Origin of the sequence: Paenibacillus sp. BR2-3, assembly GCF_046529485.1 — a bacterium.
GTDB lineage: Bacteria > Bacillota > Bacilli > Paenibacillales > Paenibacillaceae > Paenibacillus_AQ.
Genome location: NZ_CP126311.1, coordinates 4874228 through 4898927, shown reverse-complemented (window position 1 = coordinate 4898927; position 24700 = coordinate 4874228). Strand labels below are relative to the sequence as shown.

Genomic DNA, 24700 nt, shown 5'->3' with positions numbered 1-24700 from the left:
GTCATCTATATAACCTGAACAGTGAAAAGTTCTACAGCTTTAAGAAGCCAGAGAGTCGTGCTCAAAATGAGCGTTCTCCTGCTTGGGTTTAATTATTTTCGTTATGGATAAATGCGGGTTTTGAGCAAACAGGTGAAAAATAGACTTTCGTAAATAAGTGGCAACGGTGGCTTCGGATACCACGGCGTGAGATGGCGTTCGCAGATAACGAAAGAATAGAGCCGGAAGGCGGCCTGAAAAACGCAAGGCGAACAGTTGTAAAATTCCCATAGCGACGCACTGGCACATCACGAATCCTTCAATGGCTTGAAGCGTACGTTCAATCCGGTATTGGTCTTGTTCGTCCTTTACCGCTTCGAGCGGGTGGGCTTCCTCTTTTTTCAGAAACCGGTTCAGCTTAGGCATGGACTTGCTCCAGAAGCGGTAGCCGAAGGCGCCGATGACCTGCTTCATTTCCCGAAACGTGCACTCGATCTTGAAGCGATAGCCGTACAAGCGGATGATGTCCGTGGCAGCTAAAGTCAGATCCGTACTGACCAAAATAGAACGGCGGCCTTGATGAACCACCAGCACAAAGCGCAATTCCTGATACCACCCCTGTCCCCAAAGCAGATCCTGGCATAGAAATTGAACCGTCTCTTCTTTGCCGTACAGGGGGACGGTGGCGGTTTGAAAATCGGCAGCGCGAGTCGCAAACAATTCCCTCAGTTTGACCGACTTGCCTTTTTTCGGCGGTCGGCCACGTCCTGGCTTCTTGGCCGTAGGGCGTTCGAAGGCCACGACGTTGGCTTTGGCCTTCGTCACCAGATGCATACGGGCTTCGGAGGCGAGATGGCACGCCTTTAGCCGCTTCAAGGCCGGAACTGACAAGAAGTAACGATCCAAGAGCAGCAGCGCTTGACCGAAGCCTTTCGCGGCCTCGAACCCTTGTTCAATCATCTGAACCACATGGGAAGGCGACTCTGGCTCGCGATCTGCTTTTTTCCAGTTCAGGATGGTTTGGACGCCATCTTGCAGATTCATGAACAAGGGCAAGCAGAACCATTTCCGGGAATCGCCGACCAGAATGCCGATCGCCCCAAACAGATGACCGAAGATATAGTCACCCTTGGAGACGTTTTCGGATTCCTGATGGAGCTTCTTGACCCCCGGCATCCGGCGACCTTCCTTGGCTTGCTTCATACCATCGCCGACCAGTACAACGCGATCCTGAATCACCAGCAGAGGCGCAGACTGGCGAACGACCTGAAGCCAAATTCGCCGTAAGGATGGCGGTGACCAAGCCGAAGAACGGAAGAAGTGAATGAGCGTCTCATAGCAGCGGCCATTCAAGGAGAGATCCCGAATCACTGAAGTCACACCCAAATGGTCGGAGCGCAGCATAAAGCCGATCACCAGAACAACAAACCACTCGAAAGAGGCTTGTCTGGAAAAGCACGAACGGAAGGGAAGTAAAAGTTCATTCAAGTATTTGAGCATAGGTATGGTCAATCGCTCGGAAATGAGGTACACTTTTTGTCGTAACCCATTCAGCGATTGGATCTCCTTTCTGTGTGAGAACTAAAAGGATACCATACCGTCGCCAGATTGGGTTATTTTTCTATGTTACGATTTTTCGACAAGAACTTTTGACTGTCCAGTATATAACGAACTAATGCTAATATTATATGACATGTCATTTAATTGCCAGAAAAATCTAATTGCTGACAAAAACTTGCCGTTACAGACAGCGCGATGAACCGTATCACAAATAACAGCATGTTTTAGCCCCAGGAAAGAAAGTCAATGGAGTAATAGAAAGCATCTCAATTTCGGCTTACATACTTTTTGAAGTTGTTCACCCTTAACACTTTAACATTTTTTGTTAGGAGGTTCTTGTCGCTAACGATCCATGTGTGATCTTTAGAGTTCTTTCTACGGACCGCAGCGAAATTGTATTTATTTCCAGAATAAATGTTAAAGCCGTGTGCTAAACAATCGGAGCAAAACTTGATGCATTCACCCCTGTTCTGATCTGGAAAAGAGATCTGACGGAACACATGACTTTTGACAAGAAGGGTCGCTCCTTGAACAAGGGAAACATATTTATTCTCCATCCGGTTATAACGGAGTAAAAGTAATTTTTTATCGTTTAGATACATATAGTGAGCCCGTTTTCCAACAATATCAGCGTTAGTTGTACGAAGGCATTGCATACTGTCGGTTAAATAATTTGTGGAATAGTAATCATCATCGTCAAATTTAGCAATGTAACTGTATTTAGATAATCGCACTCCGAAATTTAAGCAATGACCAAGTGAAAGGTTCTCGGGCAGTCTAAAAATCCGTACGTCTTTATCTTTTTTTGCTGCATGGATATAATCATTCATCTTCAAATTATTATTATTTAATATGACAATAAGCTCTTTATTCTTGTAGTTCTGTCTTCGATAATTTTCGAATAGTGTATTCAGGCAGTCAGGTCGTTTGGTACACGTTAGAATGGAAACCGCATATGGAGCAGAATCAGTATTTGATTTCATAAAGCACCCTTTGGACTTCTCTGCGCAAATTTCCTGTAATTTTTAATATTAGGAACTACTTTGTGATTGGTTATTAGTTTATTATCGCTGATGATCCATGTATGTTTTAAGGAGTTTTTCCTGCGTATGGCGACAAAATTATGTTTACCTGCAGAATAAACCTTGTACCCCTTCTTCTTACTTCTCATGCAAAAAAGATCGTCTTCGCCTACACTTTGATTAGGAAATCCAACATGGTTGAATACGTTTCGTTTAATGATCAGCGTAGCACCAGGAAGTTGGGTAACGAATCGATTTTCATCTTGCGGAAAACGCAGGATAAGAGTCTTTGACCCACGTAAGTACATATAATGCGCCCGTTTTCCGATGATATCCGCGTTTGTTCTTTTAAAGGTTTGTAAGCTGTCTGTCAGATAGTAGGGAGCGTAATAATCATCGTCATCGAATTTGGCGATATAACTGTATTGGGTCTTCTTTACAGCGTAGTTTAAACATGCGCCAAGGGAATGATGTTCAGGTTTACGAAATATTTTTATGTTTTTATATTTCTTAGCTAAATTTTGATAGGGTAACAGCGGGATTTTATTATTGTTGACAATGATGATGAGTTCTTTCTTGGCGTAACGTTGTCTGCTGTAATTCTGAAACAGGTTGCTTAAATAGCTTTGACGATTCGTACAGGTGATAATGGAAACACCTTGTAGGGTTGCTGATTTAGACGGTTCAGCATTCATTTAACCAACCCCTCATATGAGTTTTTCGAGAAAATTCTCATACTACAATATGTCCTAGATAGGATAGGGTCACGGCATATCCACCTCTTGTACGCATAAATTTATTTCCTATGTCAACGCGGATTTAATTTAACCTGTGAGCCCTTGCCTCCCGTCTGGATGCCGGTTTCCTTAATGCCGGCTTCCTTCAGATCGGCAAGCAGCCGCTCCAGCACCGCCTTGGCAGCGGCCCCTTCCTTCGCGCCGGACGCCTTTACGACTAACTGTACCGGCTTGCCGGCGCGGAGATGCTTTTCCGCCTGGCGCAGCTTCGTGTCGTAATCATGCTCCTCGATATGGGCAGTGAAGCGGAGTTCCTTGACCTTCTCCTTACCAATCGCTCCCGCGGCCCGGCCAGAGACCGGCTTGCGAGCCGTTGCCGCTTCCTTCTGTGCGGTCGCTTTTCCTTTGCCCTTCGCCATCAGGCTGCATGGGGGCGGATTGCTCATCAAAGAGGTGCAGACCAGATCCGCCCCGGCTGATCGGGCCATAGCCAGCGCCTCCTCTCTGGAGATGATGCCGAGCTTCTCGCCTCTGAGTCCGGTGAGCACCACCTCGGTTGCTCTAATCTGCTCATTGATCAATACTGCCATGTAAATGAAGCCTCCTCTGAACATAATAATAAAGCAATCATATACGGAACCTGTTAGTGGTTCAATTGTTTGAGAATATAGCGAGCGTTAGTTGTAGAAAAGCATAATAAATTGGCAGAAGCAGACACTAAAGGGGCTCCTTATGTGGGTATAGAGATATAGATAACTAAAAGTATCAAACACTGGCCTATGATTTTTATTAAGAAGGAGTGATAAAGTTACGATGACAAAGGGACAAGCACCAATATCAGCAGCAGGCTGGAACTTCGACAACAGTTATGCTCGTCTGCCGGAATTATTTTTTACCAGGCTGAACCCCGCACCTGTAAGCTCACCGAAGGTGATCATTCTTAATGAGCCATTGGCAACATCCCTGGGGCTCGATATCCAAGCTTTGCAAAGTAATGATGGGGCAGCAGTACTTGCCGGCAACCAGATTCCCGAAGGTGCTTTGCCTCTTGCTGAGGCTTATGCAGGGCATCAATTCGGGCATTTTACCATGTTAGGGGACGGCCGGGCTCTGCTGCTTGGCGAACAGATCACTCCCCGGGGTGAGCGGGTTGATATTCAGCTTAAGGGTTCAGGCAGGACGCCATACTCCCGCCGGGGCGATGGTCGAGCGGCACTTGGACCGATGCTGCGCGAATACATTATCAGCGAAGCCATGCATGCGCTTGGTATTGCTACCACCCGCAGCCTGGCGGTGGTGACAACCGGCGAGTCCGTAATCCGCGAAACCGGGCAACCGGGTGCAATTCTGACCCGCGTGGCGGCCAGTCATCTGCGCGTCGGCACTTTTCAGTACGTTTCTAAATGGGGAACTCCCCAGGATCTTCGGGCCTTGGCTGATTACACTTTGCAAAGACATTTTCCAGAAGTTGACGGTGATGAGAACCGCTATCTTGTCCTGCTTCAGGAAGTGATTAAGCGTCAGGCTGCATTGATTGCCAAATGGCAGCTCGTTGGCTTTATTCATGGGGTGATGAACACCGACAACATGGCCCTTAGCGGTGAAACCATTGATTATGGTCCTTGCGCATTCATGGATGCCTATGACCCGGCAACGGTATTCAGTTCCATTGACCTTCATGGCCGCTATGCCTATGGCAATCAACCTAATATTGCCGCGTGGAATCTCGCGAGATTTGCTGAGACGCTATTGCCGCTGCTGCATGTGGGCGAGGCGCAGGCTGTTGAACTGGCCGAGGATGCGATTTCAGATTTTGCAGAGTTGTATCACCGTAATTGGCTTGCAGGAATGCGGGCAAAACTGGGAATCTTTAACGAAGAGCTGCAGGATGAATCCCTTATTGAAGACCTCCTCGGTATGATGCAGAAATATCATGCGGACTACACCAACACCTTCCGCGCATTAACTTTTGATCAGCCGGAGGATACAGTTCTTATTGGCACCACGGAATTTGCTCAGTGGCATGAGCTGTGGCAGGCGAGACTAGGCAGGCAAGAGGAATCAAAAGCCTCCTCGCATCAGTTGATGCGCAGCAGCAATCCTGCGGTAATCCCCCGCAACCACCGGGTAGAAGCCGCACTGGAAGCCGCAGTACAACCGGGAGATTATAGCGTCATGGAGCAGCTTCTTGAAGTTCTTGCGAGTCCCTACGCACACTCCCCCGAACAGGCTGATTACTCCGCGCTGCCTGAACCATCACAATGTCCTTACCGGACCTTTTGCGGTACGTGAATCAAGCACCCTATTTCGGGGTGCTCTTTAACTTTGGAGGGGCCTTCAAGAATCCTCAATTAAACACCTTGCTATGAAGAAGATCGAGCGCACGCTCTATTTCTTTTAACTCTTCCTCCGAAACATGTTCCATTCGTTCAATAAACCGGGACTCAATGCGTTGAAAAGACTCGTTCATCATCGCCTCCCCTTTTTTGGAAAGTCGAATAATATGCTTGCGCCGGTCTTCATCATCAGCAACCTTTTCGAGGAATTGCTTTTCGCTTAATTTTCTCAGCTCACGACTCGTATTCGGCATGGACATATGCATACATTCACTGATTTCACTGAGCGTAACAGGCTGACTGACTGCAATGTATTCAAGAATTTTATAGTGAAGGGGCGTAATTGTTTCGGATTTCACATTTTTTGTTATCTCATTCGTTGTTTGATGAACGGCGGCTGTGAAGGCCACAAATTTTTGAAACAATACGTTCTTGTCCACAGGATCACCTCAACTGACACGATAGCAAAATAATTATCACAAAACAATTATCATTTGACAACTAATTCTTGTGCATGCTACCCTTTGCTTATCAAATGATAAGTAAAGGGGTTTTAAGATGAGATTGTTAGTTATATATACACATCCGAATCATCAGAGCTTAAGCTATGCTTTTCTGCAGGAAGTGCTCCGGGGCAGTAAAGAGAATCCTCTTATTAAAGAGGTAAAGGTATTGGATTTATATGAGGAAGGGTTTAATCCGCTGTTGGTTTTTAACGAGACCAAGCGCAGGAGAGATATGCATACGGACCCGGATCTTGCGCTATACAGGGATCAGCTGATGTGGGCCGACAAGATTGTTTTGGTGTATCCGATTTGGTGGGGGCGTCCTCCGGCTATGCTTATGGGGTATATTGACCAGATGTTTTCTTCTGGATTTGCGTATAGGGATACGGGGAAGATTCTGCCTGAGGGGCTTCTAAAGGGGAAGTCAGTAGTTTGTATCTCCAGTATGAAGGGGCCTGCTCATTATCCGTTGCTATGGCTACATAATGCCCACAAAACATTAATGCGAAAAGCATTGTTTAGCTATGTTGGCATCAAGAAAGTGAAGTTCTTTGAGTTCGGCAGCATGGAGAGTCCGCGGGGCAGACATAAAGAAAAGCTGAACAGGATATATCACTATTTCAAAAGGGTGAATTAGGGGCCATCCCTCGGTCATTCTCCAATGACATCCATTTGGGTCAAGTACAAAAGATCATTGGTCAGTCTTGTCATTCTTTCCGTTTCCGATTTGATATAGTGGAGCCACTTCCGCATGGTGTTAGTGATGGCTAGAGGTATCTTCAGTTCATGGGAAGCATCAGCAATAAACGGATAGAGTTTGAGATCACAGGCAACGTAACCTGGTTGAACGAATCGGGAGTAACGACTTTTTTATCTTAATATTCCTGTGGATGCCTCAAGACTTCATTAGTTTCTTTGAAATAGCCGATAATATGAAAGGTAGTTGCCCTAGGAATGTCATTGATCTTTATAAAAATGAGTTGTCATGCTCAACGATGGATTAAATAAATCTTTCAAAGGGGGAATGAACATGTTGGTAGCAGAAGGCGTATCTATGATTCCGTTGAAAATCGGGGGGTTTACGCTCCATCCCACTTTAATATGGGACGACAGTACGGCTATCTTAATAGATACTGGCATGCCAGGTCAAAGTGAACAAATCAAAGAGGTTATTAGTAAAATAGGAGTACCCATGGAGAGAATACATTCAGTCATTCTTACTCATCAAGATATGGATCATATAGGAGCTTTACCCGCCCTAGTTCATGAATTAGGTACTGGTTTCACTGTATACGCTCACGAATTTGACAAGCCATATATTGAAGGAGAAAGGCCGCTTTTAAAATTAGAACTGCCAGAAGAATTGCAGCATTTAGTTGATAACCCACCTAAAATAAAGATTGATCACATCTTGAATGAAGGCGACGAGCTTCCTTGCTTTGGTGGCATTCGAGTAATATTTACGCCGGGTCACACCCCAGGCCATATCAGTTTGTACTTAAAACAGAGTAAGATTCTGATTGCTGGCGATGCTTTGCATAGTGTGAATGGCGAGTTAAAAGCTCCAACCAGTCAGACTACACCAGACTTGCCTCTGGCTCTAAAATCATTAAGTGAATTTCTTGATTATGATATAGATAAAGTGATTTGTTTCCATGGAGGTCTATGTACAAACAGGGTTAACGAACAGATTAGAGCTTTGATTCCATAGCATGCGAATAGTAGGATATTATTGTTGTTTTTAGTAGAAATATATCGTTCCATGACTGTTTTGGCTGCTGCTCATTGGATTTGTATTCTTCCTCGCCGGACAAGGGACTTGGATCTATTATCAATTTGTTTTACAAATAACCCCGTTCCCCAGCTTGGCCGATTTATTCTGGATCATTATGCTTTGCGTATTTCTGACTGCATTAATTTATAAAATGAAAATCATTAAAAACGACCGTTCTTTTCCGATGGTTCGGTTTATTTTTGACACAGGCATTTTTATGATGGTAACCGCAACCCTGTATTGGCATTATATTGTCTCGCCTTTATTAAGCTCGGAATCAGGTTCTGAATTGGGTGATCTGGTTTTACTGGTTTATCCTATATTGGATTTAGGGCTTTTATTTGCTGTGATCAGCTTATATTTTATCTCACGATATACGGTTCACCAGAAAGGCTTGTCTATTCTTATTGTTGGTTTCAGCTGTGAAATTATCGCGGATTTAGTCTATATTTATTTATCGTCCCAAGGTTCCTACGTATCTGGATATGTCGACCCTTTGTGGGGAATCACCCTCTTGTTAAAAGGGGTATCAGGTTTACATGCCGCAGATGAATTAAATTTGCCGGAAGAATACGAATCGGATCGAAGAATACGCTTAAAGAGAAAATGTGACAGCTGGATTCCATACGCCAGTGCGTTCATACTGATCATATTGGTAAGCCAACATTTCGATAAATTAATAGATTTGCAGACTGGATTATATTTTACGATGTCCCTGATTATTGTAAGGCAAATCCTTACGTTACGGGAAAATGAAAAAATAGTAGGGAAGCTTCGGAAGTTGTCTTCCAATTTAGAGTCTCAGGTGCAGCAAAGGACAACCGAATTAGAAGAGAATAATAAAAAACTTCAACATATGGCTTATCATGATTCATTAACCGAACTGCCGAATCGAAGAATGTTCTACGAGCATCTCAAACAAGAGATGTCAAAAGCACAAAAGGAGAACCACAAAGTAGCCATTATGTTGATTGATCTGGACCGGTTCAAATATGTAAACGATACCTTAGGCCATGAAATTGGCGACCTGTTATTAAAGAATGTTTCCCAGCGGTTAAATGCATGCACAGTGGAGATAACGGAAAATTTATTTTTGGGGGATGAAAACCAGACCATTTCCAAGCTTCAACAATTAAAAGGTTTAGGGATCGGAATATCCATTGATGATTTCGGTTCGGGCTATTCCTCTTTTCGATATATCAAGGAATTTCCGGTGGATGAGCTGAAGATTGATCGGTTTTTTATTAGAGATATTCTTAACGACAGGGATAATGCAGCCATAGTTAGAACAATGATCAGCTTGGGACATAAGTTGAATATCAAAGTCGTTGCGGAAGGAGTAGAAACAAAGGAACAACTGAAATTGCTTGAAGAATTACATTGTGATGTTATACAAGGCTGGACAGTCAAAAGTTCTTGTCGAAAAATCGTAACATAGAAAAATAACCCAATCAGACGATGGTATGGTATCCTTTTAGTTCTCACACAGAAAGGAGATCCAATCGCTAAATGGGTTACGACAAAAAGTGTACCTCATTTCCGAGCGATTGACCATACCTATGCTCAAATACGTGAATGAACTTTTACTTCCCTTCCGTTCGTGCTTCTCCAGACAAGCCACTTTCGAGTGGTTCGTTGTTTTGGTCATCGGCTTTATGCTGCGCTCCGACCATCTGGGCGTGACTTCTGTGATTCGGGACCTCTCCCTGAATGGCGGCTGCTATGAGACGCTCATTCACTTCTTCCGTTCTTCGGCTTGGTCTCCGTCATCCTTACGGCGGATGTGGCTTCAGGTCGTTCGCCAGTCTGCGCCCCTGCTGGTGATTCAGGATCGCGTGGTACTCGTCGGCGATGGCATGAAGCAAGCCAAGGAAGGTCGCCGGATGCCGGGCGTCAAGAAGCTCCATCAGGAATCCGAAAACGTCTCCAAGGGCAATTATATTTTCGGTCACCTGTTTGGGGCCATCGGCATTCTGGTCGGCGATTCCCGGAAATGGTTCTGCTTGCCCTTGTTCATGAATCTGCAAGACGGCGTCCAGACCATCCTGGGCTGGAAGAAAGCGGACAACGAGCCGGAGCCGCCTTCCCACGTCGTTCAGATGATTGAACAAGGGTTCGAGGCTGCGAAAGGCTTCGGTCAAGCGCTGTTGCTCTTGGATCGTTACTTCTTGTCGGTTCCGGCCTTGAAGCGGTTGCAGGCGTGCCATCTCGCCTCCGAAGCCCGGATGCATCTGGTGACGAAAGCCAAATCCAACGTGGTGGCCTATGAACGCCCTGCGGCCAAGAAGCCAGGACGTGGCCGACCGGCGAAAAAAGGCAAGGCGGTCAAACTGAAGGAGTGGTTCACGACTCGCGCTGCCGATTTTCAAACCGCCACCGTTCCCCTGTATGGCAAAGAAGAGAAGGTGCAATTTCTATGCCTGGATCTGCTTTGGGGACAGGGCTTGTATCAGGAATTGCGCTTTGTGCTGGTGGTGCATCAGGGCCGCCCCTCCATTTTGGTCAGTACCGATCTGACCTTAGCTGCCACAGACATCATCCGCTTGTATGGCTATCGCTTCAAGATCGAGTGTACGTTTCGGGAAATGAAGCAGGTCATCGGCGCCTTCGGCTACCGCTTCTGGAGCAAGTCCATGCCGAAGCTGAACCGGTTTCTGAAAAAAGAGGAAGCTCACCCACTCAAAGCGGTAAAGGACGAACAAGACCGGCAGCGAATTCAGCGGACGCTTCAGGCGATCGAGGGATTCGTGATGTGCCAGTGCATCGCGATGGGATTGCTGCAGCTGGTTAGCCTGCATTTTTCAGGCCGGACGCCGGGGCTGTTTTTCCGCTATCTGCGTACGCCGTCCCATGCCGTGGTGTCTGAGGCTACCGTTGCCGCTTATTTACGCAAGTCTATTTTTCGCTTGTTTGTGCAAAATCCGCACTTATCCATAACGAAAATAATTAAATCCAAGCAGGAGAACACTCATGTTGAGCACGATTCTCTGGCTTCTTAAAGTTGTAGAACTTTTCACTGTCCAGATACAAGGGTACTATATTGCCAAGCCGGCACCGGCAGAAGAAATCCGGGAAATGATCTCAAAATATAATAATAGCGAATGGAGATTATGAAATTATGAATGTTTTACCAAATTGCCCCAAATGTAATTCCGAATACACTTATGAGGATGGGAGTCTGTTAGTTTGCCCGGAATGTGCTCATGAGTGGACCCTGGATGTAGACGCCGAACATAGTGATGATAAAAAGGTCATCAAAGACGCAAATGGAAATGTCTTAAACGATGGTGATACCGTAACGGTAATCAAAGACCTTAAAGTCAAAGGAAGTTCATCCGTCGTAAAAATCGGCACAAAAGTAAAAAATATACGTTTGGTGGACGGAGATCATGATATCGATTGCAAAATCGATGGTTTTGGAGCTATGAGTTTAAAGTCCGAGTTTGTTAAAAAGGTATAAATACGATCGATGCCATAAAAAATTAAAGCAACCTCTGGTCACTGATGACTGGAGGTTGCTTTTTAGTGGCGTGTCGGAGCTGTTTAATTATAAATGTTTACGCATGTTACGGAAGCACATTTCCAGCTGCGCGATAGATTTCATACCATTCTTCACGCGTCAGATAAATATCGCCAGCCTTGCAGCAATCCTGTAACCGCTCTATATTCATTGTACCGATAACCGGCTGCATCTTTGCCGGATGGCGCAAAAGCCACGCAGTGGCAATGGTCGTATTGCTGACTTCATATTTCTTTGCGATTTCATCGATCTTCTGATTCAACTCCGGGAATTTGTCGCTGCCTAGGAATACGCCTTCAAAGAATCCGTATTGGAACGGCGACCAAGGCTGAATGGTGATATCGTTCAGTCTGCAATAATCAAGCACACTGCCATCACGGTTCACAGCCGGATCATTCTCCATATTCACATTGATTCCATTGGAAATCATATTGGCGTTGGTGATGCTTAATTGCAGTTGGTTTGCAACGAAAGGCTGCTTTACCGACTTTTTCAACAGCTGTATTTGCATCGGATTCTGATTGGAGACGCCGAAATGCCGCACTTTCCCGGAACTTTCAAGTCTATTGAAGGCCTCTGCCACCTCATCCGGTTCTACCAATGCATCCGGACGGTGTAATAGCAGAATGTCCAGGTAATCGGTTCTCAGCCGGTTCAGGATGCCGTCCACCGACTCCAGGATATGTTCTTTGGAAAAGTCGAACGATCCTTTCCGAATGCCGCATTTGGATTGAATGATGATCTTTTCACGAATATCATCATTCATCTGAATGGCATCCGAGAATATTTCCTCACATGTGCCGCCGCCATAAATATCCGCATGGTCGAAGAAATTCGCACCTTCTTCGAGCGCTGTTTGGACAAAACGCTCAGCCTCGGCTTTGTCCAGTGAATTAATACGCATGCAGCCGACTGCAATGACCGGCACTTCTAACGTGCTGTTTCCAAGATTGATTGTTCTCACGATGATTTAAGCCTCCTTAATTCTAATAGGGTAACTTTCCCTATTGATTGTGACACACTAGTACTATAGTTTTCAAGATTTACTAATTCGTCCTCGGTCCCGATCAATGATATTTGAATGAGGATTTCAAACAACTTGTAAAAGGCAGTGTAAAAGTTAAAATTAAAGACATCGGCGATTGATGCCATCCGCTTACGAAGCAGCCGACGAGACCAAAGGAGGGACATGAAGTGGAGATTGGTGTGAGCACGTTTACTAGAGACATCGCCGGATGTTCAAACCGGTGAGGTGATGAGTCATGCACAGCGATTGCGCGAGGTTCTGGTCGTGCTGGTACTGGGTTCAGTCGTCATTGTCTTATTTGCGCAGCATATTTCCGGGCCCATCAAGAAAATTACCAAGGCAGTGGATGAGGTGGCATTGGGTAATCTGAATGTGCAAGAGCTGAATAGAGATGAGATCGGTCAATTGAACGACTCCTTCCGGATCATGACCAAGAACGTAAATGAACTAATCGGTTCCGTTAAGGACTCCGCCGATGTTGTCTTAAGCTCTTCCCAGGTACTTGAGAACATTGTTTTCGATACGACCATTTCGATTAACGAGGTAGCCGTATCCGTTGAAGAGATTGCAAGAAGCTCAAATGACCAGCCAATGAGACGGAAAACGGCGTGGTCCAGGTGAGGGTTTTTGCTAATCAAATCGTTGCAAACATGCAGGAATTGAAGAATTTGGCTGAGAAGTTAGAGAAGCTGTCAACGCTTTTCAAATCTAAGAAGGCATTGAATTTTTCGATCAACACCAGAATCAGTGCTTGATAAAATGTTGCATGCGGGTATGTACGGAATCGAGCCGTTGGGCGGACTGCATAGCCCTTATATCGTGCTGATGTACTAAAAGAGAACAGAAGCGGACTGAGGTGACGCTAATTGTGGATTCAACGCCTTCTTCAGCCCACCTTCAACTAAATAAGGGCTTCTCTGTCCGCCAAATACGAAATCGGGGGTATTTCAAGTCGGGTAGCGTCTCCTGAGTCCGCCAAAAAGGTCTTGTGGATTTGCCTTACCCCCACACCCATGCTTGTTCGTCGTGGTGCGCTAACAACCCGATAATTTGAATTTAGGAATTTCCTTTACAGGTGTCGGTAATAACTACGATGAAGGTTTGGACTTCCGGCCGCTGCCCAACTCTGTCCTTTTTATCTTTAACTGCTTATACTGCTCTGTTTCAAAAAGATTTTTAAGTTAATAAATTTCCTGAATAATCTTATAAATAATAAATTTAATAACAGTATTGACTGAAGAATATTAAATACAGACGCTATTTTAGGCGAAATCTACAATGAAAGGGTTTGCAATTGGGGTATCCGTGTGTTAAAATTCAATTATTAAGTAAATATATTAACTAAAAGGTGTTGCTTCTGATGGCTACATTAAAAGATATAGCGATAAAAGCCAATGTATCTCCGGCGACGGTTTCCCGTGTATTAAATAATGATGCCACTCTTTCTGTAAGCGAAGGAACGCGCGAACGAATTTTTCAAATTGCAGAGCTGATGCGATATAAGCCAAACCGTGTGAAACGGTTGAAACAAGAAAGCGATTTATCCAGTAAGCAGGTAGGCTTGCTCATATGGATTTCTGCCGATGATGAAAAAGAAGACCCGTATTTCTCCAAAATTCGTATCAGCATTGAAAAAAGATGCGATGAGCTTGGGATTCCCATCGGGAGGGTGATCAGAGGAAATGAAGTAGATCCAACAGCTAGCCAGCAAATGGATGGTTTGATCGTAGTGGGTTCTATTGATCCGGAGGATATCCGCAGGTTTTTTCCTAATCATAAGTCTATCGTGTTGGTCAACCATACCCTTGAAGAATTAAGGGGTTATGATTCGGTCAGCATCAACTTTAAACAGGCTGTAAAAGATGTGGTTGAACACTTTATAGCTCTCGGATACCGGGATATCGGCATGATTGGAGGACGGGATTATCTTTATAAGCTATCGCCCAAACATGAAGGAGATCCTGTAGTCGATAAACGCCAAGTTTATTTTGAGCAGCTAATGAATGAAAAGGGGCTGTTCAATGAAGATTATATGCTCCTGGGAGATTGGAGTACGGCGAGCGGTTACGAGCAAATGAAAGAACTGCTCACCAGGCCGAACCGTCCGAGAGCGTGTTTTGTTGCCAGTGATCCGATGGCCATTGGCGCCCTTAGGGCATTGCATGAACAGCAGGTGAAGGTGCCGGAGGAGATGGCAATTATAGGATTTGATGATATTGAGGTCTCGGCCTTTATGAATCCGCCTCTGAGCAGTGTGAGAGTATATCCCGAGGAAATTGGCAGAACGGCTGTGAAGCTTTTGATGGAGCGTTTGGAAGGAAGGGAAACTGCCATTCATGTCACGATCGAAACAGAGCTGGAGGTCCGGGAAAGCTGCGGAGCACGCGAAAAATGAGCAAATAGATTTATAGATTCTATGGGGAGGTGATGTATGGAACAAGTAAAAAGAAAAGACCCAGTCACTGCAATGACTAGGCCGGTTTAGAAAAAACACCAATTTTATTGTATCGGAAATGAAGTTCGCATTCAACTCAAATTTGGGGGGGCAATACAATGAAAAAACCATTATCTCTTGCTATTGCATTATTGTTAGTTATTTCGACTCTTAGCGCATGTGGCGGCAATAAAGATGCATCGGGCAGCAAGAATGAAGAAGCTTCCGGCGGAGACAAAAAGGTAAAGGTCGAGTTTTTCCAATATAAATCTGAAGCGGTTGCCACCTATGATGCATTGATTAACAAATTCGAAGCCGCTAACCCGGGCATCGACATTGTTCAGACTAACGTTCCTGAAGCTGCTACGGTGCTGAAAACCCGTATAGCCAAGGGCGATGTGCCGGATATCATCTCGGTGGGCGGAGATGCGCAGTTCGAAGATCTTTCCAGAAACGGTGTTCTGGCCGATCTTACGGATTACCCGGGTCAGGCTAATGTAATCGAGAACTACAAGAAAACCCTGCAATTGATTACAGGCTCTGAACAGCTCTACGGAGTGCCTTTTGCCGCGAATGCAAACGGTATCATTTACAATAAAGACGAATTCAAAGCCCTGGGATTATCGGTCCCGACGACTAAAGACGAGATGGACAAGGTCTTGGCTACGATTAAAGCAGCAGGTAAAGTGCCATTTCATATGGCCTTCAAAGACGCTTGGACACCCCTGCCTGCCTGGAATGTGTTCGTAGCGGACTTACAGCCTGCTACGTTCTACGCAGATCGTAAAGAGGGCAAGACAACTTTCGCAGCCGGCCACAAAGATCTGATGACTCAATATGTTGAGTTTATGCAGAATGGCCAGCCTGGAGACCGCTTCGCCGACGGCTATAATGACGGGAATACCAAATTCGCTAAAGGGTCCTCCGTGATGTATCTTCAAGGCGTTTGGGCCATTCCAGAAATCATGAAGGCTAATCCTGATATTAAACTTGGCGTTTTCCCTTACCCGTTAACCAATGATAAATCTAAAAACTTTCTTGTATCTGGTGTCGATGTATTGTTTGCTCTCTCCGCCTCGTCCAAAGCTCCGGAGGAAGCGACGAAATTTATCGACTTCATGATGCAGCCGGATAACGCCCAGCAGTATGTAGACGAGCAAAAATCATTCTCCGCTATTAAAGATGTGTTCCAGAACGATGAAGTCTATGCAGACCTTAAGCCTGTATTTGAAGAAGGCCGTGTAGCTGACTTCCCGGATCACTATATTAACGGTATGGCGCTTGACATCATTCTTCAAGAACTGATGCAGAAGAAAAATGTCGATGATGCCCTGAAAAAAATGGACGCAGAGTATGACAAATTGGCTAATCGTTAAACCTAAATAGCATTATAAAAAAGGGATGAAAAGCATGATGTCGCTTTTCATTCCTATTTTAATGGGGAGCAGGAGGAATGCATGTTGAAAAGAAAAAATATGGGAACCTACTTGTTACTGGTCTTGCCCGCTTCGATATTGTTTTTTGTCTTCCATAGTATACCGGCATTAATGGGGATATTTTATAGCTTTACGGATTGGAACGGACTTCGGCCTACTTACAAAATCGTGGGGTTCGTAAACTATCTCAATGTTTTTAAAGATACGGATGTTATGGGTGCATACCTGTTTACGTTCAAATTCGCCATCGTAACGACGATTATAGTAAATATTCTGAGCTTAGCCATAGCGCTGGCCCTGAATAGTAATATTAAATTTAAAAACTTTTTTAAAGGTCTTTATTTCATGCCCTATATTTTAAGCATGTTGATTGTTGCTTATATTTTCAATTATTTCTTTGCACACTTTTGGATTGATATGATGGGGTACCTGGGTATTGAGAAATGGATGGTCAACCCGCTCGGAAATGAGAAAGGCGCATGGCTGGCCATTGTTTTCGTTACTGTATGGCAATCTGCGGCTTTTAACACGGTATTATACCTGGCAGGGTTGCAAACAATTTCTGAAGATCTATACGAAGCCTCAGCTCTGGATGGAGCCAATAAATGGAAGGAGTTTTGGGGCATAACGTTCCCGATGATTGCTCCATTTTTTACAATAAACATGGTGCTCTCTCTCAAGGGATTTCTACAAGTCTTCGATCAGGTTCTTGCACTGACGGGCGGAGGTCCTTTCGGAGTAACCCGTTCGATTGCGTTTTTGATTTACAAGGACGGATTCTCGGGTAATGAATTTGCTTTCCAATCGGCCAACGCTGTGATTTACTTTGTGGTCATTGTGGCGATTTCATTTATCCAGCTTCGTTATCTGCAGAAGAGGGAGCTGAATTTATAATGCGTTTAAACCGGACCAATTGGCTGGCCACTTGTTTTCTTATTGCCGGATCTATATTCTTGCTGTTTCCCTTGTATATGACAATCATGCTGGCGGTAAAAAATAACCAGGAAATAGCAAACGGCCTGCTCGCTTTTCCGAAAGCATGGAGATGGGAAAATTTCAGCATCGCTGCTGAACAGGTAGATTACTGGCAAAAGTTTCGGAATAGCTCCATAATCACCGTATTAACCGTTACCCTTACGCTATTAACCAATTCTTTTGTCGCCTATGCGATAAAGAAAAATTTTGACCACAAGTTTTTCAAAAGCCTGTATTTTTACTTCATCAGTGCGATGTTTGTTCCATTCCCGATTATCATGCTCCCTGTAGTAAAATTGACAGCCAAGTTCGGCTTGGATAATCTGTATGGCCTCATAGTACTCTATATTGTTTACGGCTTGTCCTTTAATGTCCTGCTGTATGTCGGATATTTAAGAAGCTTGCCTCAAGAGCTGGATGAAGCGGCAGTCGTGGATGGGGCTTCGATATGGCAAACCTTCTGGAAGATTGTATTTCCGCTGCTGGCACCCATTAATGCTACGGTTGCTATTATTACAACGGTATGGGCATGGAACGACTTTATGCTGCCGCTTATTATGCTGGACCAAGAATCGCAAGCCACTTTGCCGCTGGCACAATTCATTTTCCAATCGAAATTCGGACAGGAGACGAACCTTGCGTTTGCTTCCTACTTAATGGCTATGGCACCCATGCTGATTGTATATATGCTGGCGCAAAAATGGATTATTAGCGGTGTTACACGCGGGGCAGTGAAATAACTGCCAAAAAACAGAGATAAACGTACTATCATACAAAGAAAAAGGAGAGCATACTATGGCTATTTTTTATCATGAACAAGAGGGGTTGTTTCATCTTCAGTCCAAGGACATGAGCTACGTGATCCAATTAGTACATGGCTATCCGGCCCATGCGTATTGGGGAAAAAGACTAAGTCAGCACGGGAACCTGACGGGGTTGATTCGGTACGTAGAGCGTTGTTCGTTCATTCCTAATTCGGTGCCGGAGGACAATAGCATATCCTTGGATACATTGCCCCAGGAATACCCTCAGTATGGAACGGGTGATTTCCGAACTCCGGCTTATCAGATTCAGCTAAAAGACGGCACCCGGGTAACGGAGCTTAAATATAGTACCCACCGTATTGTTCAAGGCAAGCCTGCTCTCGAAGGGCTCCCGGCGGTATATGCGGAAGATGGCGACGATGTGCAGACGCTTGAACTGGAGCTCAGGGATGAACACCTGGGGCTTACGGTTGTACTGAGCTATACCGTGTTCGGGGCATTCAGCGCCATGGCACGATCCGTACGGTTTATCCACAACGGGAAGGAGCCGTTCCGTATCCTGAAGGCAATGAGTGCCAGCGTGAATTTCCAGGATGCCGATTTCGAATGGCTCAACCTGCACGGTTCCTGGACCCGGGAGCGTCACATGGAAAGAAGACCCTTGGGTCATGGCAGCACAACTGCCCAGAGCCGCCGGGGCGCCAGCAGCCACCAGATGAATCCCTTTGTTGCATTGCTCCGGCCGAATGCGGATGAGGACCAGGGCGATGTGTTCGGATTCAGCCTGGTATACAGCGGCAACTTCGAGGCGGAGGCGGAAGTGGACCAGTTCGATACAACACGGGTATCCATCGGGATGAATGCTTTTGATTTCTCGTGGCTTCAGTTGCCGGGAGAAAGCTTCCAAACGCCTGAGGCCGTGATGGTTTATTCGCCGGAAGGGCTCGGAGGCCTATCCCGGACTTATCATAAGCTGTATCGGACCCGTCTGTGCCGAGGTGCGTACCGTGACCGGGAGCGTCCGATTCTGGTCAATAACTGGGAAGCGACTTATTTCGACTTTAACGCGGACAAAATCGAAGCTATCGCTACATCGGCCGCTGAACTTGGGATTGAACTCTTTGTACTGGATGACGGCTGGTTTGGCAAGCGGGATGACGACACCAGCTCTTTGGGGGACTGGATTGTGGACCGGAACAAGCTGCCCCAGGGGCTGGGAGATCTGGCCGAGCGGGTCAAAAGCCAAGGCTTGCAATTCGGCCTCTGGTTCGAGCCGGAGATGATTTCTCCCGACAGCGACCTGTACACGAAGCATCCGGACTGGTGTCTGCACGCTCCAGAGCGGCGGCGGACGGAAGCCCGGAAGCAGCTGGTTCTGGATATGTCACGGCAGGATGTCCGAGATTATCTGTTTGAATCGTTAAGCGCGGTCCTCGAATCAGCTCCTATTTCGTACGTCAAGTGGGACATGAACCGGAATATGACGGAGATCGGTTCGGCATTGGCAAGCGCGGAACGGCAGTCCGAGACAGCCCACCGGTATATCCTTGGACTTTACGAGCTCCTTGAGCGGTTAACGAATAAATTCCCCGAAGTTTTGTTCGAGAGCTGCTCCGGTGGGGGAGGCCGCTTCGATCCGGGAATGCTGTATTACATGCCGCAGACCTGGACGAGCGACGATACCGACGCAGTAGAGCGCCTCAAGATCCAATACGGCACCAGCATAGTTTATCCAATCAGCACGATGGGTTCCCATGTGTCGGCTGTACCGAACCATCAGGTAGGCCGGGTAACCCCTCTGGAGACACGTGGAGACGTAGCCATGTCCGGCAACTTTGGCTATGAGCTGGATCTGACTGTATTTACGGAGGAAGAGAAAGCAATCGTCCGGGAGCAGGTGTCTGTATATAAGGAGATCCGGTCTCTGGTGCAGCAAGGTGATTTCTATCGCTTAAGAAGTCCCTTTACCGGGAAGGGGAACGAGACAGCATGGATGTTTGTTTCCGAAGACCGTACAGAGGCCTTGGTATTTTATTTCCAAGTGCTTGCGGTGCCCAATGCTCCTATGAAACGCTTGAACTTGAAGGGTTTGAATCCCGAATGGACCTATAGCGTTGAAGGGCTGGACAGCCTTCACGGAGGAGACCTGCTCATGCAGGCAGGGCTCCATCTACCTCTATTTCATCATGATTACGCAAGCAAGTGGTGGAAGGTGAAGGCGGTTCAAGAGTAAGCGGAGCAACAAGGCTATCAACCATGAGCCATTAATTAAGTACAAAAGACGACAGGGCCATTACCCGGTAGAGGGAATGGCTTTGTCGTCTTTCATCATTTAAAGTTAGATATTCATTTCCTGCTCTACCCTTTCATATTTCACTGATACCCTGTTCCTTCCCAGCTTCTTGGACTCCAGCAGCAAATTATCCGCATTGACATAACCTTTTTCCGTGGATACATTAGGGTTAATCTTATAGTAGTACAACCCGAATGAAGCGGTGTAGGTAATATGCGCACTAGTTTCGCCATACTCTACCTTCACCGAACTGTTCTGAATTCCGTGAAGAATCTGTTCCATCAGCCCGGCGGTCTGCTCGAAGCTTTTGTTTCTGAGGAAAATAGTGAATTCTTCTCCGCCGCTTCTGAACAAGAGATCGTCCTCATGTAATAGCGAGGTTAAAGTATCGGCAAAATGCCGGATGACCTGATCTCCCACTGCATGATTATATTCGTCGTTAATTTTTTTGAATTTATCGATGTCAGCAACTGCGATTCCGATCCATTCTTCGGTTTGATCCAATTCCTTCATCTTTTTATCCATATAGGCGCGGTTGTAAGAGCCCGTTAAAAAGTCTTTGTATGCCATTTGCTTGAATTTGTCCCGTTCGAACTTGTTCTGGATACTTTGAGATTTGGAATAAAAGGAGCGGCTGACGATGTAATTAAGCAGGAATACGCTAATTAATATATCCCATCTGCCTTCTTGGAGGAAAAGCAGCAACAGGCAATTTGATATGGCTATTTTCGTGATATCGAGCAGACTTCTGTTTCTGATAATAAGATTGAAAGCCTCCCAGCGTGTTGTGATGTCCCCCGAAAAATAGGAAGTAATGATCAGAAAAAAAGAAGACAGCAGGGTAATAACAACAATCAGCAGAAACATCAGAATCCAAAATCCAAAGGGGATGCCCGAAAAACCGGGATATAGATACTGGTACAAATAGTAGCCGATCGAGCTGCAAAGGGTAAATGAGCCTATGTTATAAAAGGTATCGAGAAATTCTTCGGGATCTGCGGTTTTGGTCCACTTTTTATAGAAATAGACAGTAAATCTATAGAGGGTTTCAAAAATGAATACTCCGAGCGGACCGGTAAACACCCCGAAGGACGAGCTATAGCTAATGCCATATTCAATGTTTGAATTCCCGGTTTTGCTTACTATACGCAGATGATAATAAATGCTGGAGAATATCAAGTACACAAGCAATGCTTTTAAATATATATGGTTATGGACGATAATGCCCTCTGAACCAAAGGCAACAACTATTGAAGTGAGAAATAATAAAAAATCAAATATTCTTGCTTTCAGCATAGCCTTTTACTTTCCTTCCCTGCCCCGCGTTTTACCTATTATACTCCAAAATTTCCATAGAGAAATAAAGTTATTTGTGTTACACCAATAGAATAAGAGGTACTAATCTCGAAGGGGGAAAAAGCATGCTCCATATAGTGAACGGGGATTCAGTGGGGAACAAGCTGCGGCAGGGGATTGTCCAGGGTGATATTTTGGTCTGGAGGGAGGTATATCCTCATCGGGACAACCCCTATTGAAAACAAAGCTAAGCTTGTTGTGTATCGGAGAGTTTCCGGGGGCAGGGACAGCTGTCTGTCGAGCAACTGGGGACGTTAGCCGGAACGTGGAAGCCTATCGGAGACCCGGAGCTGGAGTTAGGCGCAAGATTTTGGCAGGCCTACACCTCACGGGATCCGGAATTGCTGCAGCAATTGCTAAAAACAGATACGTCAGCGCTGCCCTTTGCGCATGCTGCATTCCAAGCCCATCTATCACGGTTCCCCTCTACAGTAAATGGACTTGGCATCGCTGAGCAGACAACCCTGGAGATGCTCCATGCCGGAATAAACTCTCCGTTTGAATTGTTTGATCAGGTGGGGAATAAGCTCCACGTTTTAGGGATGGGGGATCTGGAATACTGGCATATTCTAAGAAAAATGTCCCAATCTCCGTATCCATTGCTGCAAATAAACGGGGTAAAGGCCATTCCCGCCTACAACCAACCCTTGAGTGATAGCGAGGTTATTTTAACAGAGATTGGAAAGAACGTTATGGATGGACAGGTGAACCGGATTTCCGGTATAGGAATAGATGAATGGTATGGCGGTGTGCATCTGCAGGGGGATTATCCGCGCTGGCGCTGGAATTCGTCCCTACAAACGATAGTTGAAGTTAAAAGGTAACCATGCATAATAATACCTCACCTTAACCATGCTAAAAGCGAACAGGAGCATATCTGAAGGGAGTGTATACATTCATGACACGTTACAATTCCAATCCGATAGCGAATAACTTTGTATCTCAGGCTCATAATTCAGTTGACGCGCTCCATTTCTCCGTATCGCAGGCCTTAAGCCATCCGACCGAACAGACTATAGAACAAGCCGAGAATAGTCTGTTGCATGCCGAACGGGCGGTTCGCCAGACGGACCCGTCATTGGGCAATCAAGGCGTAGAACTGGCCGAGGAGATGCTGGCGGAGGAAAAGAGCAGGCTTGACGCACTGAACAAGCAGGAGAGATCTTCCGAACGCTAAATGTTCCTGCTGCAGCCTGTGAAGTTTTTAGTGCTTCACAGGCTGTTCTCTATATCCTAAATACGGTATACCCGCGCAACCCCCCGGCATTCGATGTGGTACAGAAATTCTTTATACAGCGCGATAACCCGTGCGCGGGGAGAATTGATTTTAATCGGAGACCTGCAAGTACTGCAGAATGGGGCTAAACGAAAGGGGATTGCGCGAAGAACGATGTTAGCCAAAAGAATAACAGGAATCTTCGGGGGCACCGGATTTCTTCCCGAGGCATGAGGGTTCTGCCCTGAGCAAGGGATCACCGACAATTTAAACTGGAGAATGCTCCAATTGATTTATTTTTTTATAACCCTGCTATAAGGGATGTGTACGAAAAAAAGAGACGCCGCTTCTTTCACCTTGAAAGGAGAGGTGTCTTTTGCGTATTAGGAGATAGAAATGGTGTTGCACCGGGATCTGTGATACTATTTACTCCTATATACAAAGAGGAAGTGAGCTACCCGTGATAACCATAACCATTCCAACACCGGACGTTACCATTACCAAGCAGGAGAATCCTGTGCTAAGCCATATTTATGGATTTACCGATTTTATCCAGATCCCTCGTGATATGGGTGGTATTTTTATGTTTTACAACGACGCGGATGAGTTATTGTTCGTGGGCAAAGCAAGAAAGCTGAGACCCCGCATCAAAAAGCATTTTGAGGATACCGTATCGGTTATGAAAGACCATCGGGATGAAGTCACCAGAATTGATGTTTGTCTTATCGAGGATCCCGTTCATAGAGAAATTTATGAGACCTATATTGTGAATAAAATGAAGGCCAAATACAATGTGGAAAAAGTTTTATATAAGTAAATGCAGTTGCCGGTTTTCAACAAACGAAGGGTGTCTTAATAGCCATAGGGCTGAAGGCATCCTTTTTAGCTTTTTCTAATGAATGAAATGAGTTGAATAGTCCACAATAAACAGGATGTTAAATTTATGATTAAAAGGAGAAGGTAACATGAACAGCCGTTTTTTAAAGCTAACCCTGTTAGGCATGTTTCTCGTGTCGGTTATGATACCGGGGGAAGCAGGAGCAGCAGAGAACAAAGAGATCCATTCGCAAAATCAATATTTGAGCCAGTCAGCGGTGGAGCTGAATAGCCATCTAAGGAAGCTCTGGATCGACCATGTGATTTGGACGAGGAACTACATTGTAAGCGCCGTGGCGGGTATGGAGGATCAGGAGAAGGTATTAGCAAGGCTTTTGCAGAATCAGCAGGACCTCGGGAATGCAATAAAGCCTTATTATGGAGAGGCAGCAGGGAATAAGCTGGCAGAACTTCTGAAAGAGCATATTCTTATTGCAGGAAAAATAGTAGGTGCCGCGAAGAGCGGAAATCAGGGGGATGTAGAAAAGTACAATAAAGAGTGGTATAGAAATGCCGATGATATCGCTCGGTTTCTCAGCAGTGCGAACCCTAATTGGTCAATGAAGGAGTTGCGGGAACAACTGCATGTGCATTTACAATTGGTAACAGATGCTGTCGTGGCCAGAATCGGAAAGGATTGGGTTGCTGACATCCATGCCTTTGATAAAGGGGAACAGCATATGATCAAGCTGGCAGACACCCTTACAGCAGGAATTATCAAGCAATTTCCCAAGTCGTTTAAATAATAAGAGCAAGGGCACCTGAAAAGGTGCCTTTTTCTAAATATAAGAAAGATAAGTTTCACTCCATACTTTTTCCTTATATTTTTACGAGAAACGGGTGCCGTCCCTTTAAGGACGGCAAAGCCGTTTCTTCTTAATAACTACGT

At 45.5% G+C, this 24700-nt stretch carries 24 protein-coding genes; 16 read left to right on the top strand and 8 right to left on the bottom strand.

Features of this window, described 5'->3' with window-relative positions; translation table 11 throughout:
* Positions 1-39: 39 nt before the first annotated feature.
* The 4 genes from PaeBR_RS23500 to infC all read right to left on the bottom strand — a co-directional run bounded on the left by PaeBR_RS23500 (position 40) and on the right by infC (position 3888).
* Positions 40-1479, bottom strand: coding sequence for a transposase (locus PaeBR_RS23500; RefSeq protein WP_410512838.1), 1440 nt, complete (start codon positions 1477-1479; stop codon positions 40-42).
* Positions 1480-1805: 326 nt separating this feature from the next.
* The gene (locus PaeBR_RS23495; protein ID WP_410512837.1) at positions 1806-2522 is read right to left on the bottom strand and encodes a glycosyltransferase; all 717 of its coding nucleotides are present in this window, start codon (positions 2520-2522) and stop codon (positions 1806-1808) included.
* Positions 2519-3256 carry a glycosyltransferase gene (locus PaeBR_RS23490; RefSeq protein WP_410512836.1) on the bottom strand — a complete coding sequence of 246 codons (738 nt, stop codon included), beginning with the start codon at positions 3254-3256 and terminating at the stop codon, positions 2519-2521. The genes PaeBR_RS23495 and PaeBR_RS23490 overlap by 4 nt, the downstream gene beginning before the upstream one ends.
* Positions 3257-3369: 113 nt before the next feature.
* Positions 3370-3888, bottom strand: a complete 519-nt coding sequence (infC, locus tag PaeBR_RS23485) for a translation initiation factor IF-3 (RefSeq protein WP_410512835.1) — start codon at positions 3886-3888, stop codon at positions 3370-3372.
* Between the two features lie 223 nt (positions 3889-4111).
* Here infC and PaeBR_RS23480 point away from each other — a divergent pair, with 223 nt between their 5' ends.
* Entirely contained in the window at positions 4112-5590 is a 1479-nt protein-coding gene (locus PaeBR_RS23480) for a protein adenylyltransferase SelO (RefSeq protein WP_410512834.1), read from the top strand.
* A 55-nt stretch (positions 5591-5645) separates the two neighbouring features.
* Here PaeBR_RS23480 and PaeBR_RS23475 read toward each other — a convergent pair whose 3' ends face one another.
* Entirely contained in the window at positions 5646-6074 is a 429-nt protein-coding gene (locus tag PaeBR_RS23475; protein ID WP_410512833.1) for a MarR family winged helix-turn-helix transcriptional regulator, read from the bottom strand.
* Between the two features lie 118 nt (positions 6075-6192).
* On the opposite strand from PaeBR_RS23475, the gene PaeBR_RS23470 reads away from it, so the two are divergent.
* Positions 6193-6777, top strand: coding sequence for an NAD(P)H-dependent oxidoreductase (locus tag PaeBR_RS23470; RefSeq protein ID WP_410512832.1), 585 nt, complete (start codon positions 6193-6195; stop codon positions 6775-6777).
* Between the two features lie 14 nt (positions 6778-6791).
* On the opposite strand, the gene PaeBR_RS23465 is transcribed toward PaeBR_RS23470, so the two are convergent.
* Positions 6792-6944: a hypothetical protein gene (locus tag PaeBR_RS23465; protein ID WP_410515291.1), complete on the bottom strand. Its 153-nt coding sequence runs from the start codon at positions 6942-6944 to the stop codon at positions 6792-6794.
* 226 nt (positions 6945-7170) lie between these two features.
* Between PaeBR_RS23465 and PaeBR_RS23460 the strand changes: the two genes are divergently transcribed.
* The 4 genes from PaeBR_RS23460 (at position 7171) to PaeBR_RS23445 (ending at position 11374) form a co-directional block, all read left to right on the top strand.
* Positions 7171-7851 (top strand): MBL fold metallo-hydrolase, encoded by a 681-nt coding sequence (locus PaeBR_RS23460; RefSeq protein WP_410512831.1) that lies wholly within the window; start codon positions 7171-7173, stop codon positions 7849-7851.
* A gap of 214 nt (positions 7852-8065) precedes the next feature.
* The gene (locus PaeBR_RS23455) at positions 8066-9352 is read left to right on the top strand and encodes an EAL domain-containing protein (protein WP_410512830.1); all 1287 of its coding nucleotides are present in this window, start codon (positions 8066-8068) and stop codon (positions 9350-9352) included.
* Positions 9353-9473: 121 nt separating this feature from the next.
* Complete coding sequence (locus PaeBR_RS23450; protein WP_410511969.1) at positions 9474-10913, top strand: transposase; 1440 nt, start codon at positions 9474-9476, stop codon at positions 10911-10913.
* A gap of 119 nt (positions 10914-11032) precedes the next feature.
* Positions 11033-11374, top strand: a complete 342-nt coding sequence (locus PaeBR_RS23445) for a zinc ribbon domain-containing protein YjdM (RefSeq protein ID WP_410512829.1) — start codon at positions 11033-11035, stop codon at positions 11372-11374.
* A gap of 106 nt (positions 11375-11480) precedes the next feature.
* Here PaeBR_RS23445 and PaeBR_RS23440 read toward each other — a convergent pair whose 3' ends face one another.
* On the bottom strand, positions 11481-12398 hold the full coding sequence (locus PaeBR_RS23440; protein WP_410512828.1) for an aldo/keto reductase family oxidoreductase: 918 nt from the start codon (positions 12396-12398) through the stop codon (positions 11481-11483).
* Between the two features lie 291 nt (positions 12399-12689).
* Between PaeBR_RS23440 and PaeBR_RS23435 the strand changes: the two genes are divergently transcribed.
* From PaeBR_RS23435 to PaeBR_RS23410, 6 genes are all read left to right on the top strand, one after another.
* Positions 12690-13082, top strand: a complete 393-nt coding sequence (locus PaeBR_RS23435; protein WP_410512827.1) for a HAMP domain-containing protein — start codon at positions 12690-12692, stop codon at positions 13080-13082.
* Positions 13083-13821: 739 nt separating this feature from the next.
* Entirely contained in the window at positions 13822-14856 is a 1035-nt protein-coding gene (locus PaeBR_RS23430; protein ID WP_410512826.1) for a LacI family DNA-binding transcriptional regulator, read from the top strand.
* Positions 14857-15014: 158 nt separating this feature from the next.
* Positions 15015-16271 (top strand): ABC transporter substrate-binding protein, encoded by a 1257-nt coding sequence (locus PaeBR_RS23425; RefSeq protein ID WP_410512825.1) that lies wholly within the window; start codon positions 15015-15017, stop codon positions 16269-16271.
* An 81-nt stretch (positions 16272-16352) separates the two neighbouring features.
* The gene (locus tag PaeBR_RS23420; protein WP_410512824.1) at positions 16353-17225 is read left to right on the top strand and encodes a carbohydrate ABC transporter permease; all 873 of its coding nucleotides are present in this window, start codon (positions 16353-16355) and stop codon (positions 17223-17225) included.
* Positions 17225-18046: a carbohydrate ABC transporter permease gene (locus PaeBR_RS23415; RefSeq protein WP_410512823.1), complete on the top strand. Its 822-nt coding sequence runs from the start codon at positions 17225-17227 to the stop codon at positions 18044-18046. The genes PaeBR_RS23420 and PaeBR_RS23415 overlap by 1 nt, the downstream gene beginning before the upstream one ends.
* 55 nt (positions 18047-18101) lie before the next feature.
* Positions 18102-20303, top strand: coding sequence for an alpha-galactosidase (locus PaeBR_RS23410; protein ID WP_410512822.1), 2202 nt, complete (start codon positions 18102-18104; stop codon positions 20301-20303).
* Positions 20304-20408: 105 nt separating this feature from the next.
* Here the strand turns inward: PaeBR_RS23410 and PaeBR_RS23405 are convergent, their stop codons facing one another.
* Positions 20409-21659 (bottom strand): GGDEF domain-containing protein, encoded by a 1251-nt coding sequence (locus tag PaeBR_RS23405; RefSeq protein WP_410512821.1) that lies wholly within the window; start codon positions 21657-21659, stop codon positions 20409-20411.
* A gap of 401 nt (positions 21660-22060) precedes the next feature.
* Between PaeBR_RS23405 and PaeBR_RS23400 the strand changes: the two genes are divergently transcribed.
* The 4 genes from PaeBR_RS23400 (at position 22061) to PaeBR_RS23385 (ending at position 24557) form a co-directional block, all read left to right on the top strand.
* Positions 22061-22543: a hypothetical protein gene (locus PaeBR_RS23400; RefSeq protein WP_410512820.1), complete on the top strand. Its 483-nt coding sequence runs from the start codon at positions 22061-22063 to the stop codon at positions 22541-22543.
* A gap of 74 nt (positions 22544-22617) precedes the next feature.
* A complete protein-coding gene (locus PaeBR_RS23395) occupies positions 22618-22896 on the top strand; it encodes a hypothetical protein (protein WP_410512819.1) in 279 nt (92 codons plus the stop codon).
* 499 nt (positions 22897-23395) lie between these two features.
* A complete protein-coding gene (locus PaeBR_RS23390; protein ID WP_410512818.1) occupies positions 23396-23752 on the top strand; it encodes a nucleotide excision repair endonuclease in 357 nt (118 codons plus the stop codon).
* 148 nt (positions 23753-23900) lie between these two features.
* Positions 23901-24557 carry a glycosyltransferase gene (locus PaeBR_RS23385; protein ID WP_410512817.1) on the top strand — a complete coding sequence of 219 codons (657 nt, stop codon included), beginning with the start codon at positions 23901-23903 and terminating at the stop codon, positions 24555-24557.
* The last annotated feature ends 143 nt before the right edge of the window (positions 24558-24700 follow it).